Here is a 19,751-nt window from a genome sequence, read left to right on the forward strand (position 1 = left end):
CACGGCTTCACGCAGCATAAGACAGGTCAGCCTCAGCCCTATGATCCGCAAAATGCCCAACCCGACAGGCTGCTAGATATTTTTGTGAAGGATTCCGGTCCGGATGCGACACACTCCCCGTCGCTGCTGCTGATTCATGGTTTTGGCAGCGACACCAGCGGATGGATGCTCAATCATAACGTGCTGGCGGAAAAGAGGCGCGTGATTGCGGCAGATCTTCCCGGCCATGGCAGATCCTCGAAAATATATCGTCCTGGTGACAGGGGTTTTCTGGCCCGGGTTGTCAGCGGTGTTCTGGATGCCATGGATATTCCCCGTGTGCATGTTGCCGCGCATTCTCTGGGAGCGGTCCCTGCACTCGGGCTTGCCAGAGTATCGCCCGCGCGGGTTGCATCTCTTTCCCTGATCGCACCTGCGGGATTTAATCCGGACATCAATGCTGATTTTATCGGGGGATTTCTTCATACGCCTGATACGGAAACCCTTCTGTCGGCACTTGAGACGCTGGTATTCAATCCACGACTGATCTCACGGCGTATGGCGGCATCCGTTCTGGAGGCACGACAGCAGGACGGGGCGGCCGAATGCCTCTCTGCCATTGCCAATGATTTTTTCCCCTCAGGACATCAGAGCTTTTCCGGAGCGGATATTATCACGCGTTTTCAGGGACCGGTTCAGATCATTCAGGGGACTGAGGACAGGATTATTTCTCCGGTTGAGGAAAATGCCTTTCCTGTCCGGTGTCATTCCTTTCCTGAAACCGGACATCTGCCGCATATGGAGCGTGCGGCAGAAGTGAACCGTATCCTGTCGGACTTCCTTGGATCTTGCAGCGACTGACGTGTCTATATGCCGAGATAGCGGTTACGGATACGGGTCAGGAAGGCTTCGGTGCCGAGCGGTTTTCCCGTGGCATCGCGGATGATCTCCTGAGTTCCGGCGCTGCTGGCACGGCTCCAGACATTCCGGCCGAGCCACTCACGCAGCGGAGCGAAATCGCCCCGGCTCAGTGCGTCCTCAACATCGATTTCCCGTTCCATGGCTGTAGCGAACTGGGCGGCAGTCAGTGCGCCCAGCGTATAGCAGGGGAAATATCCGAAAAGGCCATCCGGCCAGTGAATATCCTGCAGACATCCGCGGCGGTCATCCGGCACGTCCGTTCCCATCAGTTCCTTAAAGCGCGCATTGAACGCTTCCGGCAGGTCTTTCAGGGCGAGATCACCCGCAATCATGGCCGTTTCCAGCTCATACCGGACGAGAACATGCGCCGGATACGTCACCTCGTCCGCCTCTACGCGGATCAGGCCGCGCCTGACGTGCTGCACCTGTGACAGCAGGGCATCCGGAGACCAAGAGTCCTGATCATTTTTCTCGAGATACCGGGACATGAGGGGAGCGGCGAAGCGGATGAAGGCCTCGCTGCGGCAGAACTGCATTTCCATGATGAGAGACTGACTTTCATGCATGGTCATGCCCAGTGCGCCGCCTGCGGGCTGCCCGTGCCACGCCTCCGGCAGGCCCTGCTCATATAGCGCGTGTCCGGTTTCGTGAACGATTCCGAAGAATGCCTGGAGGAAATCATCCTCGCGATAACGCGTCGTGATCCGGACATCTCCCGTTGCGCCGCCGCAGAAGGGATGCAGGCTGACATCCAGACGTCCGCGGGTGAAATCAAAGCCCATGCGCTTCATGACCTCGCGGCCCAGAACCTCCTGCGCCGGCACGGGGAATGGTCCTGCCGGAGGAGGAAAGGTTCCGGCTGCACGGCGGGATGCCTGGTGTTCCAGCACCTGATCAAGGAGCGGAGGGAGATTTTCCGCCAGCTCCGCAAAGAGCGGGGCAATAGTCTCCTGACGCATTCCCGGATCGAACTGGTCCAGCAGAGCATCATAGGGAGACAGGCCCAGCGCCTCGCCCGTCGCCTGAGCCATCTCCCGTGTCAGATCGAGAACGGTCTGCATATGAGGCTGAAGCGCCTTGAAATCGCTGTTCTGCCGCGCCGTGCGCCAGGCCGCTTCGGACCGCACGCAGGCCGCCGTAAGCGCCTCGACCAGATGTGTCGGGACGCTCATTGCGCAGGTATATGCGCGTTTCATGAGTGCGAGGTTTGCGTCCTGCCAGACAGATCCGTCCGTGCGGACTTTTTCCAGCAGCGCACCGGTTTCGGGGGACGCCAGCAGACGATGCTGCAGCCCCTGAAGTCCCGCCATGACCTCCGCACGACGTTCAGACGCTCCCTCCGGCATCATGACGTTCTGATCCCACGAGAGGATTCCATACGCATCCGACAGTGCCGCCCGCTGTGCGAAACGCTGTTCAAGCTGCCGGTATGCGTCCATGTTCTCTCTCCCCTCAGATGCGGCGGGGATGCTACCCTGTACCGGCAGACCTGTCATCGGGCGGGACATGGCGGGGACAGGATCGGGCGATGCAGGATAACGGGATGATGGCGGAAGAGAGAGCGCTGGCGCTTCTGTCTCAGGGAGATGCCGCGGGTGCTCTGGCCATTGCGCAGGCAGCTCTCGACCGGCAGCCGGATGACGCGCCTTCGATGCATGCGATGGCCTGTATAGCGCGACAGACGGGACGGAATGATCTGGCCGTTGCCTGGGCCGGGCGGGCAGTGCAGACCGCGCCGGAGCCTCATTTTCATATCACGCTCGGGCTTGCGCTTCTGGCGGAGGGACATGCGGAGCCTGCCCGGGCGGCGCTGAATGTTGCGGTATTGCAGACACCGGACGATCCGCGGGCGCATTTGGCCATTGCCGAGGCGCTGGAAACGTCCGGCCGCCCGGGGGATGCGGAGACCGCGATCCGCAACGCGATCCGGCTGCGCCCGCTGGAATCAGGATACAGACTGGTGCTCGGGCAGTTTCTGTACCGGCAGGGCAGGATTGATGAGGCTCTGTCTGCCTTGCATGAGGCGGTCAGTCTTGCGCCGGAACACGATATTGCCTCACGTCAGATGCTGGCTGTCTTTCTGGATATGTCCGGTCGGCTCAGAGATGCGGAGCCGTGGTTTGCCGCGGTTCGCGCGCTGCTTCCTGACGACCCTGCCGCGATGGCCAATCATGGTGCGGTCCTGTTCCGTCTGGGACGCCCGGATGAGGCGTATCCCCTGCTTGTGCGGTCGGCGGAGCTTGCTCCGGCGGCTGCCGAGACGTGGAATAATCTTGGCCTCGTGCAGATGAATCTCGGATATCTTGAAGATGCGTCCTCATCTTTCTCGCGATCTGTCTCTCTTGCACCGGACAGGCCGGGGATTGCGGTCAATCAGGGGACGCTGCTGGCTGAAACCGGTGATTTCACCGCCGCATCGGGGCGTTATCTTCACGTCATGGCCTCGGCACCGGGGACGGCAGATGCTGTCCGGGCTGAATTCAATCTGGCGACCGTCAGGCTGTCGGAAGGGAATTTTTCCGAGGCCTGGCCTCTGTTCGAGGCAAGGCGGGGTCTTACATCCGTTCCGCCGTCCTTCCCCTTTCCGGAATGGGACGGCAGGGAAACCGGCGGGCGACTTGTGATATATGCGGAACAGGGGCTGGGCGATTTCCTGCATTTCCTGCGCTATGTTCCGGAGGCGGCCCGCCTGCTGCCGGTGGCACTGCTTGTTCCTCCTCCCCTGCTGCGGCTGGTCCGGGATCTGTGTGCGCCGGGATGGCCGGGGGATATCGTCATTCTTCCTGCGGGATCGGTCAATTTTCCTGAGGACTGCACCTGTTCCGTGCCGCTTCTGAGCCTGCCTTACAGGCTGGGCGTATCCGCACCGGAGCCGTTTATCCTGCCCGGGATGCTTCCGCGTTCGCCCCTTCCCTGCAGGGAGGATCGGGACGTGAAAGCGGGTGTTTTCTGGTCCGGCAATCCTGACTTCCAGTTTGATCGCAGACGATCCCTGCCTGAGCGATATCCTGGGGATATTCTCCGGGTTCCGGGGATCCGCTTCACTTCCCTTCAGCCCGGACGTAAGCTTCCCGGCATGGACCCGCTGCCTGAAGGGGATATGCTGACGACTGCTCAGAAGATCATCGGGCTTGATCTCGTGATCACGGTGGACAGTGCCGTGGCGCATCTTGCGGCCATGACCGGATGTCCGGTCTGGCTTCTGAACCGCTACGGCGGAGACTGGCGCTGGTGCGAAGGCAGCACGGGGACGGACGGGAAAAGCCTGTGGTATCCCGATGTCACGATTTTCCGCCAGACGGAGCGCAATGATCCGGAAACGGCATGGGATGGTCCGGTCAGGGCGGTGATACGCGCGCTGGAAGCACTCTGAGGATACGTGGCTTGCCGCCTGCCCGGCTTCCTGCCATGCAGACGGCATGACAGATATCAGCAGGTTCGAGATCTTTCTTGCCACCACTCCGGGACTTGAGGACATGCTCTGCGAGGAGGTCCGGCACAAGGGCTTCCGGCGTCCGCAGGCTGTTCCGGGTGGTGTGGTGATCGAGGGCGGCTGGCCGGAGGTCTGGCGTGCCAATCTGTGGATCAGGGGGGCGAGCCGCGTTCTGGCGCGGATTGACAGTTTCCGTGTACAGCATCTCGCGCAGCTCGATCGCCGGGCGCGCAGAACTCCCTGGGCTGAAATTCTGCGTCCTGATGTGCCGTTTCGTGTGGAGGTGACAAGCATCGCGTCGCGTGTCTGGCATGAACGGGCGGCAGCGGAGCGGATCACGACGGCTATCCGCGAAACGCTGGGTGCACCGGAGGCGGAAAGTGGGGGGATCACGATAAAGGTCCGGATCGAGCATGATCTGTGCACGATCAGCATTGATACATCGGGTGATCTTCTCCACCGGCGTGGCCATAAGGAGGCGGTGAACCGGGCACCGATGCGCGAGAGCATGGCGTCTCTTTTCCTGCGCCGCTGTGGGTATGACGGAAAGGAGCCGGTTCTGGACCCGATGTGCGGGTCCGGGACATTCGTGATCGAGGCGGCAGGAATTGCTGCCCGCCTCAATCCCGGACGATCGCGGATTTTTGCGTTTGAACGGCTCGTGACCTTCGATGCCGGAGCCTGGGAGCAGATGCGGGCCGTGCAGAGCGGACGCGAGCCGGAGGCACGTTTTTACGGCAGTGATCGTGACGCGGGAGCCATAACCATGAGCCGCGCCAATGCGGAACGTGCCGGTGTTGATCAGTGGTGTGTTTTCGAGCAGCGGCCTGTCAGCGCCTGCGCGCCTCCGGAAGGGGCGCCCGGACTGGTGATCATCAATCCGCCTTATGGGGCCAGAATTGGCGAGCGTGATGCGCTTTTTCCGCTCTATCGCGCTCTGGGCCAGACCCTGCAGGAACGGTTTTCGGGCTGGCGTGTCGGGCTGATTGCCACGGAAAACGCGCTGGCCTCGGCAACGGGGCTGCCTTTCCTGCCTGCGGAGGCTCCGGTTCCGCATGGCGGTCTGCGGGTTACGCTGTTCCGGTCTGCTCCCCTGCCCTGACCTGCCGGATTTTGTGAAGGCACAGCCGCATCGTCGTGCATTGCATCGGCGTGTTTTGTTGCTACGGTTAATTGTTCACTAAAGAGAAACACAGCGATGTCCCAGCTTTTCCGTATGACGCCGGAATCTTACAAACGTTTGGTTAAGGACGCGCAAAGTGATCCTGAACGTTTCTGGCTTCGGGAAAGTGAACGGCTCGAATGGTCTGCATCTCCCTCCCGGGCTGCGGATAAGGGCGCGGGCTGGTTTGAGGACGGGCGGCTGAATGCCAGTGTGAACTGCATTGATCGTCATCTGCACACGAGGGGCGATCAGGCCGCCATCATCTGGCAGGGAGAGGATGAGGATAACGTCGTCACCCTGACCTATCGGGATCTGTATGACCGGGTCTGCTCTCTGGCGAATGTTCTGCGTGATCATGGTGTTCGCAAGGGAGATCGTGTTGCCATTCACCTCCCGGCCGTGGCGGACGGTGTGGTTGCCATGCTGGCCTGTGCACGGATCGGTGCGCTTCACATTGTTCTGTTCGGCGGTTTTTCGGCTGAGGCCATTGCTGACCGGCTGGCTGACAGCGGTGCGGTGGCAGTCATCACAGCCAATGTCGGACGGCGTGGTGCAAAACGCATTCCGTTCAAAACGACGATGGACGCCGCCATTAAGCTGCGCGGCGCAGCATCTGCGGTACGCCACGTTTTTGTCGTGAGCGTGACGGAGGACAAGGTGCCTTTGCAGGAGGGGCGCGACGCGCTGCTGGCTCCGCTGATGGATGAAGCCCCGTCGGACTCCCCGCCGGAACTGATGAAATCAGCAGATCCGCTGTTCCTGCTTTATACTTCTGGCAGTACGGGCAAGCCCAAGGGGATTGTCCACAGCACCGGGGGATATCTGACGTGGGCTTCCTTCACCCATGAACTGATTTTCGATCATAAGCCGGGCGATGTTTTCTGGTGCACCGCAGATATCGGCTGGATCACCGGGCACACCTATGTTGCCTACGGGCCGCTGGCCAACGGCTCCACTCTTCTGATGTTTGAAGGCATGCCGTCCCATCCGGCGCCTGGCCGCTGGTGGGACGTGATCCGCAAGCATCGCGTGACGACATTCTACACCTCGCCCACGGCAATCCGTGCCCTGATGGCAGAAGGTGACGAGATTCCGGCGCGTTATGATCTGAGCAGCCTGCGTGTGCTCGGCTCTGTCGGGGAGCCGATCAATCACGAGGCCTGGACATGGTTTCATGATGTTATCGGTGGCGGGCGATGCCCTGTGGTCGACACCTGGTGGCAGACCGAGACCGGCGGCGCGATGATTTCACTCGTTCCGGGGGCGGTCGCCCCGCGTCCGGCCTCCGCCACGCTGCCACTTCCCGGTGTAAATCTGCTGCTGCTTGATGAGAAGGGACAGAAGCTGGACGGGTCGGCCGAGGGAATTCTGTGTATTGACGGGTCCTGGCCCGGCCGGGCGCTGACGATCTGGAATGACGATGCGCTGTTCCGGAAAACCTATCTCGATCCCTATCCCGGACATTACTTCACCGGTGACGGTGCGCGTCGCGATGAGGATGGTTATTTCTGGATCACCGGCAGAGTGGATGACGTGATCAACGTCTCGGGCCATCGTATCGGATCTGCCGAGATTGAGGATGCTCTCTCTGAAATTCACGATATTTCCGAGAGTGCGGCTGTCGGTATACCGCATGATATCAAGGGTCAGGGGCTTATTGTCTACGTGGTGCCTCATGCAGGGCTGAGCGAAGCGCAGATCGTATCCGTGCGCGAACAGGCGGTGAAAGTTATTTCTGCCAGGATCGGCCGCTATGCCGTTCCCGAGCAGATCTATGTCGTTTCCGATCTTCCCAAGACGCGTTCCGGTAAGAATGTCCGGCGGCTTATGCGGAAAATTGCCTGCGGGGATAAGGAAGGATTCGGGGATCTGTCGACGCTGGCTAATCCCGGCATTGTGGAGGAACTGATCACAGCAGTTGCTGCGGCATGCGGCTGAAGGCTGTTTTGTTCTTTTCCCGGGCAGGTGTTCCGGGAGGAGGGCATATGTGTGATCACCTGAGCTGCACGGGTACCCTTATAAAACCATCAGTTCAGGGCTTCTTCTATCCTCTCTTCCGGCATCTGCCTCATCATATGCCCGGCCATGCTGGAAATAATAAGGGCCGCCCTGTTAATGATCTGTATCACCAGATCCAATCCCGAAGCATAATCTATAAATTTACTGAATTATTCAGGAGATATCATATCCACTCTTTGCGCGACAACCGAAGAGCCTGCTTCACTCAGCGCACATGATGCGGCCAGCAGGGCTCTCTAATTTCAGTCAGCAAGCATTTCTGTTCTGCCAAAACCCCGCCCCCTTGCCATTGCTTCGCCGATGATCACAATGATGCCTCTGGTCATACATCTCCCTCCCTGCCGGCATGATCAGATAATCATGCCGTTATCTCCGAAGCTCATTAATGGAGGGATGAGAAATCGAACAACCCGTCTGTTTTTCAGAAAATATGCAGATTTGAAATTTCAGGATATCCGTCTATAGCCAGAATGTCACACTCTAAAATATACAGCACAGGTTTCCGGATACATTCCGGACCGGCGGCATAGCTTTTCCTGTAAACCGAGACATGATAGAGAACCGAACAGGAGTTGCTCCCTGTCAGCGAGCTTGGCGGAATGGTAGACGCACGAGACTTAAAATCTCGAGTCCGTAAGGGCGTGCGGGTTCGAGTCCCGCAGTTCGCACCACAGACACCTGAAATAGCACGATTTTTCGGCTGAATGAGGGGCAAAGGCTGTCTTTGCTCCATCGTCCTTCCCCACTGAGGGAAGATTTTATGCTCCGAGTTAGAGGCACTACCTATCACTTCCGCCGTATCGTTCCCCCTGCCCTGCGAGCAGCTTTAAACCGGCGGGAAATCTGGGTTTCTCTGAAAACCGGCTACCAAAATGAAGCCCGCAAACGCGCTTCTTTGCTTCATGCCAGAACCACAGAACTCTTCTCTCACACCCATCTGGTCCTCTCTGAACCGGACGCTTTAAGCAGGCTTGAGGGACTGCGGGTTGCACTGCGGGATTTGCAGAGCGTGAACCTGCCTTCATCTGCTCAGGAAACGGGGTCCATGCCGGTGTCAGCACCGATGCCTAAAACCCGAACAGTGAAGAAACCGGCTAAAGCACCCAAAGCCCAACCTTTAATGCTCTCCGGTGCCCTGAAACGCTTTGTCTTGGATAGTCCTCATGCCAGTGCTGACACCAAGAAGGCAACCCAACGGGCTGTAGACCTCTTCCTGCAAGCTTTTGGCGATGCGCCCGTGTCTATCATAGGCGGTGAGAAGGCCGGAGCCTTCCGCGACCTGCTGTTTTCCCTGCCCGCCTCACTGGGTAAACGCAAAAGCAGCCTTACCCTTGAGGAAGAAGCCCAGCGAGCCAAAGAGGAATGCCTGCCAACCCTGAGCGGGAAGAGTGTGAAAAACCATATGATGCGCCTCTCCGCCCTCTGGAACCAGTTAAACCAGCGGGAACTGGTCACACGTAACCCGTGGACAGGCTGGAATTTTGAGAATGGACAGAAGACAGTCAGGAGAAGCTGGACAGCTAACGAATTAGCCCTCTTGGCCTCTGCGAGATGGCACAGCACTTCGGTGCCAGAGCACACCTTTAGGCTGGTCACACTGATTGCTGCTTATAGCGGAATGCGATTGGGCGAGATTTGCGCCTTGCGCAAAGAAGACCTCCAAGACGTTGATAGTATCCCCTGCTTTCTTATCCGCCCCCATACCGAAACCGGCTGGGCACCGAAAACAGAAGCAGGCACCCGCATTGTGCCCGTACATTCAAAACTGATTGAAGCAGGAGTGCTGGCCCTTAAGGATACCATTGACGGCCCGTACCTCGTTCCCGGCCTGAAGACTTCAAAACAGGGAATCAGGGGCGCAGCACTGGGACGAGCTTTTTCATTGCTCAAGACCCGCATTGGTCTGCCCGCTGAAATCACATTTCACTCGTTCCGGCATACCGTTTCCACACAACTCAGAAACGCGAATGCCAATATCCGGGAGGTATGGATTGACCGTCTTCTGGGCCATGAAGCAACCCACAAAAGCCAAGGAACCACAACCTATCTGACTGGAATCACCACTGCCAATCTCAGCCAAACCATAGAGGCAATTAGCTACGCGGAAACAACCTTCAAAAAGATACCGCTTTAAAAGGGAGCCAGCAGTGCTCAATGGCTACCCATCAAGCAGCTGGCAAGGGGGATTACATCCCCCGTTGACCCCCTAAACAAGAGAAAAAATAAGCCCATCTCTGATGGCTGCTTCCGCCTACATGTCAGCCATCTAGGTGGTTGGAACAGTTTCCTGAAAGCCGACATTCGCGAGGGAAACATGAAGTTATCAAGTTTGGCGAATTAGCCGTCGTTCCAAAACGCAATCATGAACGGCAAATTGGGTATAGACCAGACCCGAGGTGCCCCATGATTATCGGCCTAGAAGTGAGCAAACATCTAGTCATTGAAACCGTCCCTCCAGAAAGGAGCAAGGTCGGGATGCCCACGCGCAGCGAGGAGGACTTCGCGCCGATACGTCGTTATTGAGTGTGCTTCAAGAAATTTTCTGAACTTCGCGGCGGCGACCCATTGTAAGAAACGGGAGAAACCGGCTAGTCCACGATAGCAAAATGGGGTGCCTCCAACATCATATTGCTGTGGAAAATCCTTATAACCTAGAGTTGCGAACGGCATATGTGGTACGATGTCCTCAATGCGGCGGATGGCAAAGGGCTGGCCGCGAAAAGCGGTGCTATCGCGCCAGACTGTACGCGGAGCTCCAAAGATATAACAATCGCCGGGGGCGTAGCCCTGTCCCGGCAAATGGGGCGCAAAAAGTTCTCGACGCTGATGCAGGATTGCGGCAATCGCGCCTCCCAGAGAATGTCCTGCTAGAAATACCCTCTTGATCGAGCCATATTTGCGATGAGACTGGATCGCTTGTGATAGGCTTGATGCCAGAAGTTCCGCCTCCGACAGGAAACCGGAGTGGAAATACATTGGTAGATTCAGACTGGCGCTTCGCCGTGGCCAAATCCGCGCGTTGAGTCCCCAATCGTAGGCCCCGACTGTTCCCCTTACGCCGATCAGAAGCTCATCGGCTGTTGGCAGACACAATGCTACGAAACGATTGGTACGCACGATAAAAGCTTCGGGAAAGTCGAGGGGACCAAATGCCATGGCTAATTCGAAAGACGTCACCGAGCGGAGCAGATGAAAGGCATGACAAGGAATGATTGTCGCCCGTTTGACGTCCGCCCGCTCCTGATCGCCGATGGCGCAATAGGCGAGATGAGCGGCCACAACTAGTGCGGCCCCCCTAACCTGCGAAAATACCCCTAAAGGATGGACTTTGGACTGATTAATACAGGTATAAAGGGGTGAGCCAAGCTTTCGCACCCAATCGATGGCCGCCGTTCTGTTCACCTAATCTTTCCTCACAATGCCCTGCTTGCAGCAGGTTTGAAACCGCCATACTGTTTTTAAAAGCATCCTTAATTACTTAATTGCTGTGACAACAAGTTCTTTGGCAGACATATGGCGCATGGTTATCATGCAGGTCGGTCAAACGAATGGCCGCTTCTGCGTTCTTGTTGTCCGACAGCAAACATTCTGTATTCCCCCCCAATCTGCCTGTTTGTTCAGGAGAACCGGAGCAGACAGGCGGCAGTCGCCCCCGACTTTGCCGCTTGCTCCAAAGCTGCCATACGTTAAGCCTTTGCCGAAGCAGCGTGCATGACAGCAGGGGCGCAGAATGAACGAGAAATTGAGATCAGTTTTCGACCTTCCATTTTTCGAGCGGCGTTACATCGCAGTTCTTAGCGACAGAGAGTTCGATCGAAAAAAGGAAGAAGCGCCCCAGGGTCTTTACGCGAATATAATTTCGGAAGCCTTGCCGCTTGTTGTACCGGGCGGCTTGGCTGTCAGAGCTGCTGCAAAGGTCGGCATGAAACTCTCTGCGAATTGGTTTCAAAGCAGGGCCAAGAGCAATCCAGATAAGATCAGCGAGGGCGGCTTGATCCAGGCAATCCCTCTTCGTGAAGCCAACCGTTTCATGTTTCTTGGGGGCTGCGCTGAAGTTGGAAAAGCTTATGCAGCAAATCCATTGCAAGATAACACTTACTACTCCGTAGAAACCTATAATGATGATATGATTGATCACAAGCTGAGTGAGCTTGAAAGAATTCTGAACGGGCTGGGCGCTCGATCCTACGAAATTATATTTAATAGTGATGAACAGGTGGACGCTGAACTCGGAGTTGGGTTCAAACGAGCTACCCGTGTGAAGGCGGCGGCAGAACTTAGGAATGCACGCGCAAAACGCTATGAGCGAAATGGCACCTCTCGTGGGCGGGAGCCCATGCTACCCATCAATTTAGTATGGCTAGATCGAGAGCCTTCATGGCAAGCGTTAGTAGAAAGCCGGTTGGAGCACGGGCGAGAGAGCTTTGGGCTCCGCGTGAATCTTGAACGCGATTTACAGATTTCATCAAAGATCAATGCGGACTTCAAGGTTCTGGGTCTTGATGCTGGAGCTGACTACAAGAAAAAGATAAATTTTAGCCTGACCGTGAAGGGCACTTTCGGCGGCTAGACCGCCATTGCAGATCAAACTTTTGAATGACAGGTGACGGCTTTGCGTTGACTGAAACCCGACCGTCGCCTATCCCCCCTTCTGCGACATTTCCAAAGAACGGGTATTACGGTTTTCGATCCCTTTGAAAGCGTGCCAGTTTAAGGTTAGCAGGCAGCGCTTTCCTATAAATTAGGGGGCGCGTGTGCATCCTTCATACGACGCGCTTCATTCAGAGCTGTGGCGAAACGGATTCGTGTTGCCTGTCCCATACGGCTCATGCCGCAGGCATCGCGCATTCTTGCAATAGCGTCATCGTCGGGGCAGTCGATAGCAATCGCGCGACAGGCTAAGTCCACGAGAGCTGCAAGAGGCAACAGTGCCGGGTCCAAGGGTTTCTCAGCCGTTAATGATTTCAGAGGCAGGCGTGTAACGACAGGCTGTCGATCCGACCACAGAAAAGCGCCAACATCTTCTTCGGTGCGCGCCATTGATGAGGGAATAGCGCGTTGGACGCGTTCACGAATCTCACGCCCGACGCGACTAAAACCGTGTGCCCGTGACATGGTCTGAATAAGAACATCTTCCCGAATGACCTTTGCCTGATCGACTGTTCGAACGACAAGGCGAGCTAATGTCGGCAAATAATCGTCCTGCGTGAAGCTGGATGGATCGGCCTCGACATCCGAACAGGTCGCGTCATCTGACGGAATATGTTCGGGTGCTTTTACGTAAAGGGGCTCTAAATGCCTGATCTCTTCAGGTGACGGCTCTGAGACGGGTCCGTCAGTGACAGATTCAACCTTCGGGGTTTCGGTCGAAACAACAAGTTCCTCTTCGCGCTCATTCACAGTCGCGTTCAATAGTGCTTCAGCTTTTGCAGCATCCCGCTCTGCCTGATCAATGCGCTTCTGACGGGCAATCTCCAGAAAGCTCTGTAAAGCAGCATCAATCCGTTCAACCTCGCGAGGGGCATTCGTCCACCAGTCCGTGGACCAGATGCGCAGAATATTCCAGCCGAGATTTTCAAGAACAGCCTGTCGCAGGCGGTCTCGGTCGCGCGCCGTGGCACTCCGGTGATATGTGGCGCCATCGCATTCGACGCCTGCGAGGAACGTGCTGGGTAAATCGGGATCAATGACGCCAAGATCCACGCGGAATCCGGAAACACCGACCTGGGTCGTGACCTCCCATCCTTTTGCCTGAAGCATCGTCGCAACTTCGACTTCGAAAAGACTGTCATATCCGCCGACAGACCCTGCATGCGCGCCGGCCAGAGCCATTGGGCCTCGTTCAGCGAACAACAGGAAGCGGCGCAGATCACGAACACCGGCGGCGCGTGTTCGTTCTATCGCAATTTGATCTCCCCGCAGCGATCCAAACACGATTAACTGTTCACGGGCACGGGTGATCGCCACATTGAGACGACGTTCCCCGCCATCACGGTTCAGGGGGCCAAAATTCATGGAGATTTTTCCTGCGATGTCAGGCCCGTAAGTGAGCGAGAACAGCATGACATCACGCTCTTCGCCCTGCACGTTTTCCAGATTTTTTACAAGCACGGCTTCATGAGCCTGCTCGCCCGTGAATCTTTCAAGAGCAGGGTCTTTGCGGATTTCAGCGTCAAGAAGATCGACAATCAGTTTCTGCTGTTCTCCATTGAAAGTGACAATGCCGACCGAGCGATCAGTGCCATCGCGCATGATTCGGACGGCCTCGGCGATCACCATCCGCGCCTCTGCAGGATTGGTGTGCGACCCATTTTTGCCGGGTTCATAAATCCCTTTCGGGACAAAGCGGAAAGAGACTGCCTGATCCGCCGTGACCGGTGACGGGAAGGTGACCAGATCGCCACCGTAATAAGCCTGATTTGAAAAAGCGATCAGACTTTCGTGACGACTGCGATAATGCCATTCTAGACTGATGGCCGGGACACCCGCTCCGAGGCATTCGTCAAGGATCGAGTCAAGGTCAGTCATCTCATCGGATGGATCAGCATCAGCTGCCGCTCGACCCGCCGTGAAGAAATCCGTGGGTGGCAACTGCTTGGGATCGCCAACCACGACGACTTGTTTGCCACGACCGATGGCGCCAATCGCGTCCCATGTCGCGATCTGGGATGCTTCGTCAAAGATAACAAGATCGAACGGAGCAGCGTCGGCAGGCAGGTACTGCGCGACTGACAACGGACTCATCATGAGACAGGGCGTGAGGGTCCGAAGGGCGCCTGGCATCTTTTCGGCTAATTGACGGACCGGAAGATGACGTTTTTGCTTGGCAATCTCGTGTGCCAGAAATTTATATTCCGGGTCGTGCTGTCGCGCGGCCTCTCCGGGGATGCGTCCGGCGAGGCGTGTCCGGATCAGGCGAACGGCTAGGGTTTTCAATTTTTCATCCAGTTCACGGAACCGGAGAATACGCCCTTCATGGGTGGCCGCCACGAAACCCCTCAACCGAGCGGAATTGCTGACCGCATGCATGGTCCACCAACGCGCATAATTTGCTTCGAAAACGGTCAGCACGTCATCCTGCGCAACTAACCCGTGTTCGATGGCTTCGATCATGGGTGTCAGACCGAGTTGCGCGGCTTGATGGCAGGCGCGGCGCCATGAACACCAGTCGCGCAGTTCGCGAGTGGCTTCTTTCCAGTCCCGCAGCCTGCCCGTGGTTTGTTCGAGCCAACTGGGATTTTCGGGGGGAACCAGCCGGGTAACGTCGCTGGCACTACAATTTCCCAGTGTTTTCAGGGCAGCATCAAGGTCGGTAAATGCCGCGAGATAACGGGTCAGGGATGCGTGGACTGTTCCGCCAGGTGCCAGAAGATCCTGACCTTCTGCCAGCAGAGTCCGGAGATGGGCGCGGGCGGTGAGCAGCTCTCCCGTTTCGGCTGTACAGCCCGCAAGGCGGTTACGTGTTTCCTGTCCCCAGTCAAATGTGGCGTTGATGGCGTCGAAGTCAGTATCCAGCCCCCGCCACATCGGACCGATACTTGTCTTGTGAGAAGCATTCGTGAGTTTTTCAAGAAGGGTCGCACGTTCGACCAGAGCCTCAAGGTCACTTTCGCAGTCTTCAGGTAGGGCGATGGCATGAGGTTCAAGCCGTTTGCGAATAGCCTTCTGCCCCATGGAACGGGTCAGCAGCCACTTTTCCTTGACGGTACGCCATTCTGCAAGAGTTTCAGCCAATGGAAGAGCGCGTACGCTGTCTTTCCAGCGGCTATCAAGATCTGCCGTCAGGGCATGGCACCGGGCAACAGGTTCCCGTTCCAGTAATACGGTGTCACGGGTTTCACGTGCGCTGTCTGCAAAACTCCATGCCGCCGCATGGGACGACAGGATATGCGAGCAAAGGGCCCTGATCTGCTCAAGCCGCTGAAGAGAGAAATTATTCTGAGGCAGGGAAAGTGCGCTGGTAACACTCAGTGCCGACTCTCTCAGGGTGTCAAGCGCGGAGAGTGTTCCATTGACAGCGTCAAGCAGTCTGGATTCCCAGAGCGGTGACCAGTCCGTCTGCTCAAGACCTGCCAGTCTGGGTGAGACGACAATATCTCCGATACGGGCATAAAGGGTCGACAGATCTTCAACGGACTGGACCAATGTATCGTAATCGGCTTTTGAATGAACATCCGCATTGGCCCATTCCAGAGGAATGCGAACGATGGATGCTTCCTGAGCACGAAGAGTGACGCCAATTCCGCGATAGGGCGTCCAGCCATTGCGACGCGGCGTATGGAGATCGCGGACGTAAGCGTTCAGTTCAGTGCGAATGGTATCCAGTGTCTGTTTTGTCCGTGAATATTCCTCAGGCTGGAAATCCTCAAGCACAGCCTGTGCCGTCTGGAACTGTTGCAGAACCGCCATCTTGTTCGCTTTGGGCGAGAACAGATCAAGACAGAATTCAGCAATGCCCAGTTTGGCCAGACGTGCACGTACCACTTCAAGCGCCGTCCGTTTTTCGGCCACGAAAAGCACCGTACGCCCCTGTGCAAGTGTATTGGCAATAATGTTGCCGATGGTCTGGCTTTTCCCTGTGCCGGGCGGCCCGATCAGGACGAAGTTTTCGCCTGCTGCCGCGCGTGCGATGGCTTTGAGCTGAGATGAGTCGGCTTCCATCGGGCAGATGAGATCGGCTTTGGCGAGAGCATCGTCCAAGTCGTCAGCAGGATCAAAACCGTTCGATGGGGCAGAACCTGCCTGCTCGCCGTCCTTGACCCCGTTCAGCAGGCGGCTCGCGACGTCGTTTGTGGCAAGATGCTCTTTCCGTTCCAGCAGATCCTTCCACACCAGGAATTTTGCGAAGCTCAATGTCGTCAGACTGACATGCTCGCGAATTTCCCATCCCGGAATGTGTCGAAGATGCAGCCGGAACGCTTCGATGATTTTTGGAACATCAAGGCCGGACTCATCTTCCGGAAGACTCTCCTTCTCCAGTAGGGGAATCCGGATATCGTATTCGACACGCAGCATTTCCAGCAGCGTTGTGTTGATACGGGTTTCATCCCCGTGCGCCCGTAGTGTGAAGGGCGATTTGATGCTCGCTCTTTCCAGAATGACCGGAACGAGAATGAGGGGAGCAAGATACGGCCTGGATTTATCCTGCGATGTCCAGGCCAGCGCCCCGATCGTCAGGAAAAGCACGTTCGTGCCGCCTTCCTGTTCGGAGCTTCTGGCATGACGGTAAATTTCGGTCAGTGCAGTCTGAAGCTTGTCTTCCTTCCGCTGAACGACGATCTCGCGTCGCTTGAGGGCCTCCAGAGCATACGCTCTTGCGGCATCCTCATGATGTCGTCCCTGATGGAGCCCCTTGTTTCTGGGATCGTCGTCGTCCATGAGCCCGGGAGCCGCGACAAAACGAAGCGGTTTGGCACTCCCGCCGGAGCGCATCTCCGCCACCATGTCTTCCAGCGCAGCCGGATCAGGGCAGTCGAGTTCAATCAGTTGCCGATCTGATCTGGGAAGGTTCAGAAGCCGGTTCCGCGCGGACATATCGAGCAGGCGATTGCACCATCGCTGCACGCGGTCTGCCGGTCGATCGGGCAAGCGCTCTTCCTCGCGGTCCTCACGTAAAGGGGGAGGAACCTCGAATGCCGGTTGTCCGGTCGAATCATCGGGCGTAACTTCGAATGCCACCTCACCCGGCGAAGTGGCAGAGGTGGAGAGGGGACGGATACGGCGCAGGCGCGCCCGGTGAATATCGATAACTTCGCGGAACGCATCCGGATCGTCATCGTCTATGTCGCGCAGATGGGCCTCGCCCCGCTCGCATGCTGCGGTGAAGCTGGGTTTGCGTGCTGCCGTCGCCAATGTTGTTTCGAAGACACGTAGATCGTCGAGCTTCAGGCGGTTGCGAATGCCAGGAAGATCCTGGACCACCGAAGAACCCGCATCCTGCTGGGCCAGCCACAGGCCCGCGAAGGCGTGCCCGCGCGTCAGAACAATCAGGGGACGCAGACCTATGGCTTCGAGGCAGGCTGCAAATAGAACGGTCGTATCGAGACAGGTCGCCAGACGTTCCTCGACAATCTGTGTTGGAAGACGGATACGCTGGCCGTTTTCAACGAAAGACGCGGGCGGATTAATGTAAGTAATATCCAGTGCGCAAATGGCACACCACAACGCCTGAGCCTGAGCCCATACGCGCGCCTTGTCCCCCTGATAACCTTCCAGGGAAGGAGATTGCCCCGCTTGCCGGAGGATCTCGGATGCGCTGCGCAGGATACGGGCAATAGCGGGGTCATTGGGAAGTACAAAGGCGGCGAGGATGTCAGGAATACCGGACAGGCCACCCCATTCATTGCGGGCAAGCATCCGGACATCGCGTGTTACCCTCGCAAGTTCCTGTTCTCCCGCACGGGCGACGATGGTCACCACGGCCCTTGATGCCTCGGTCTGGGCCGAAAGCAATGAGCCATTCAGTGTCAGGTCACGATCGTTCAGAACCCGAAGTTCATCGGGACCGATCTGTTGGAGCATCCACGACCGAGGCGTCAGAAAGTGCGGCTCGCTGGCAATGCTTATTTCAACAACCGGATATGTATTTTCACTCCTGTTGTCGAATTCCAGCTCTTCAAGGATTGGGACACTATTTTCCCACAGACTGGCATTGACCGTTTCCTGTAAGACGATCCGAAGTTCGGGCTTTTTTTCCTCTGTGGTGATTTCAACGTCTTCAGCAGTCTGTTCATGGTCGGCTGTCACTGAAATCTCCACAACGCTCAATAATCTCACACATGCGCCTGTGATCTCGTTGAGCGCAACATGAAGAAAGATCCATACTTTGTCACAGAAGAGTGTCGGGGATCAGAGCACGATTTTCAAGTGATCTTCAGGCGATCGACAGCCCCATCTGCACGATGGCACATATTTTGGTCACACAGGGTCATTCAGCCCGGATCGAGAAATCTAGATCGATTTTCTTGATCCTTACCGCGCGGCTGACACGCACACCCACGCCACGTTCGATCATTAGATCGGCCAGCGCCGCTTCATCCATCAGAATGATACGCTGGCTCAGATGGCGGACAAATTCCACTGCGGGGGTGCTGAAGGATGAGGTGATGACGAACACGCCTTTACTCGACGCCGACTTCAGTCCGCATGGATGTCTGTTATTGTGAATTGTGACCCAATAGCCGACAATTTGCTTTCCCCAACCAAAGGGAACGGATTTTAAAAAACAAGGGGGGTCAACGGGGGAAGCATTCCCCCTTGCCTGCTGCTCAATGGGTAGCCATTGAGCACTGCTGGCTCCCTGTAAGGGTAAACTATTCAGATGCCTGATTTCCGAACTTTCTTCTTATGCAAACGAGATTGGCGGGAGGCCTGTTCCCTTTATCCCACCAGCAGGCGGACACGCTGCCTGATTGCTTCCAGCTCTTCCGGCGAGATTGTCCCTTTCAGCTTCGCTTTCCTGACACGCCAGTCAAGGCTCCTCACCTGGTCAGACAAAGCAACACTCGCCGTCTTACCAGCGATGGCTACCTCAAACGGATAGCCTTTGATTTTCGTGGTTGTCGGACAACACAGCATCATGCCTGCCCGGGCATTGTAGCTGGCAGGACTGAGCACGACAGCAGGACGGTGCCCCGCCTGTTCCCTACCCGCCTGCGGATCAAACTCAAGCCAGACGATATCTCCGCAATCCGGAACCCATGAGGCTTTGCTCTTTCCACTCACCAGACTTCACCACCGGATGACCGACCAAAGTCCATTTCATCATGCCGGTTTTCCTGCGTGATCCCTGAAACCAGCTCCTCCAGTTTCAGGGGAGTTGACCTGACGGGTTCGATGATGATCCGCCCGTCTTCCTCGCGCACATCGACCGTCTGATCAATCTTCAGACTGACTGCTTCCAGAACAGAGGCCGGAAGACGGACAGCTGCACTGTTTCCCCATTTTCTGACGATACCCTGCACGAGAGCCTCCCAGGCAAAAAGTTTATACGATGTATCTACTTTATTCTCCGACCAGAAAGCAATCCTTTTGATATCTCTTGACTGCCCCACCGCCCTGCCCGCACACTTAACCCGCAGTTACCATGTGAAGGATGATTTCGTCTGAAATTATCGTTCTGTTTCAATAGGTTGTCTGTCTGGTTGCGACCAAAGAGAGCGGGTTCGAGTCCCGCAGTTCGCACCACTAACAATTTGAAATATAACAGTAAAATGAGAATCTGACGGGTCTGCG

At 56.6% G+C, this 19,751-nt stretch carries 12 protein-coding genes and 1 tRNA gene; 7 read left to right on the top strand and 6 right to left on the bottom strand.

Going from position 1 to position 19,751, the window contains the following annotated elements; all coding sequences use genetic code 11:
- The coding region (locus LOC54_RS05160; protein ID WP_279312770.1) for an alpha/beta fold hydrolase at positions 1-840 on the top strand (840 nt) is incomplete at its 5' end.
- 5 nt (positions 841-845) lie between these two features.
- On the opposite strand, the gene LOC54_RS05165 is transcribed toward LOC54_RS05160, so the two are convergent.
- Positions 846-2,339 carry a carboxypeptidase M32 gene (locus LOC54_RS05165; protein WP_279312771.1) on the bottom strand — a complete coding sequence of 498 codons (1,494 nt, stop codon included), beginning with the start codon at positions 2,337-2,339 and terminating at the stop codon, positions 846-848.
- A gap of 89 nt (positions 2,340-2,428) precedes the next feature.
- Between LOC54_RS05165 and LOC54_RS05170 the strand changes: the two genes are divergently transcribed.
- The 5 genes from LOC54_RS05170 to LOC54_RS05190 all read left to right on the top strand — a co-directional run bounded on the left by LOC54_RS05170 (position 2,429) and on the right by LOC54_RS05190 (position 9,651).
- Positions 2,429-4,273 (top strand): tetratricopeptide repeat protein, encoded by a 1,845-nt coding sequence (locus tag LOC54_RS05170; protein WP_279312772.1) that lies wholly within the window; start codon positions 2,429-2,431, stop codon positions 4,271-4,273.
- Positions 4,274-4,319: 46 nt separating this feature from the next.
- A complete protein-coding gene (locus LOC54_RS05175; RefSeq protein WP_279312773.1) occupies positions 4,320-5,435 on the top strand; it encodes a class I SAM-dependent RNA methyltransferase in 1,116 nt (371 codons plus the stop codon).
- Positions 5,436-5,531: 96 nt separating this feature from the next.
- A complete protein-coding gene (acs, locus tag LOC54_RS05180; protein ID WP_408740298.1) occupies positions 5,532-7,436 on the top strand; it encodes an acetate--CoA ligase in 1,905 nt (634 codons plus the stop codon).
- A gap of 666 nt (positions 7,437-8,102) precedes the next feature.
- Positions 8,103-8,188, top strand: a tRNA-Leu gene (locus LOC54_RS05185).
- An 89-nt stretch (positions 8,189-8,277) separates the two neighbouring features.
- The gene (locus LOC54_RS05190) at positions 8,278-9,651 is read left to right on the top strand and encodes a DUF6538 domain-containing protein (RefSeq protein WP_279312774.1); all 1,374 of its coding nucleotides are present in this window, start codon (positions 8,278-8,280) and stop codon (positions 9,649-9,651) included.
- 299 nt (positions 9,652-9,950) lie between these two features.
- Here LOC54_RS05190 and LOC54_RS05195 read toward each other — a convergent pair whose 3' ends face one another.
- Positions 9,951-10,919: a lipase family protein gene (locus LOC54_RS05195; protein WP_279312775.1), complete on the bottom strand. Its 969-nt coding sequence runs from the start codon at positions 10,917-10,919 to the stop codon at positions 9,951-9,953.
- 328 nt (positions 10,920-11,247) lie between these two features.
- On the opposite strand from LOC54_RS05195, the gene LOC54_RS05200 reads away from it, so the two are divergent.
- Positions 11,248-12,087 carry a hypothetical protein gene (locus LOC54_RS05200; protein ID WP_279312776.1) on the top strand — a complete coding sequence of 280 codons (840 nt, stop codon included), beginning with the start codon at positions 11,248-11,250 and terminating at the stop codon, positions 12,085-12,087.
- Between the two features lie 164 nt (positions 12,088-12,251).
- On the opposite strand, the gene LOC54_RS05205 is transcribed toward LOC54_RS05200, so the two are convergent.
- The 4 genes from LOC54_RS05205 to LOC54_RS05220 all read right to left on the bottom strand — a co-directional run bounded on the left by LOC54_RS05205 (position 12,252) and on the right by LOC54_RS05220 (position 19,480).
- Positions 12,252-18,263 carry a DUF4011 domain-containing protein gene (locus LOC54_RS05205; RefSeq protein WP_408740299.1) on the bottom strand — a complete coding sequence of 2,004 codons (6,012 nt, stop codon included), beginning with the start codon at positions 18,261-18,263 and terminating at the stop codon, positions 12,252-12,254.
- Positions 18,264-18,444: 181 nt separating this feature from the next.
- The gene (locus LOC54_RS05210) at positions 18,445-18,633 is read right to left on the bottom strand and encodes a restriction endonuclease (protein ID WP_279312778.1); all 189 of its coding nucleotides are present in this window, start codon (positions 18,631-18,633) and stop codon (positions 18,445-18,447) included.
- Between the two features lie 263 nt (positions 18,634-18,896).
- Entirely contained in the window at positions 18,897-19,241 is a 345-nt protein-coding gene (mazF, locus tag LOC54_RS05215) for an endoribonuclease MazF (RefSeq protein WP_279312779.1), read from the bottom strand.
- On the bottom strand, positions 19,238-19,480 hold the full coding sequence (locus tag LOC54_RS05220) for an AbrB/MazE/SpoVT family DNA-binding domain-containing protein (protein WP_279312780.1): 243 nt from the start codon (positions 19,478-19,480) through the stop codon (positions 19,238-19,240). Before LOC54_RS05220 ends, mazF begins: the two co-directional genes overlap by 4 nt.
- Positions 19,481-19,751: the final 271 nt, after the last annotated feature.

The organism is Acetobacter sp. AN02 (genome assembly GCF_029759835.1).
In the GTDB taxonomy this organism is placed as follows: domain Bacteria; phylum Pseudomonadota; class Alphaproteobacteria; order Acetobacterales; family Acetobacteraceae; genus Acetobacter.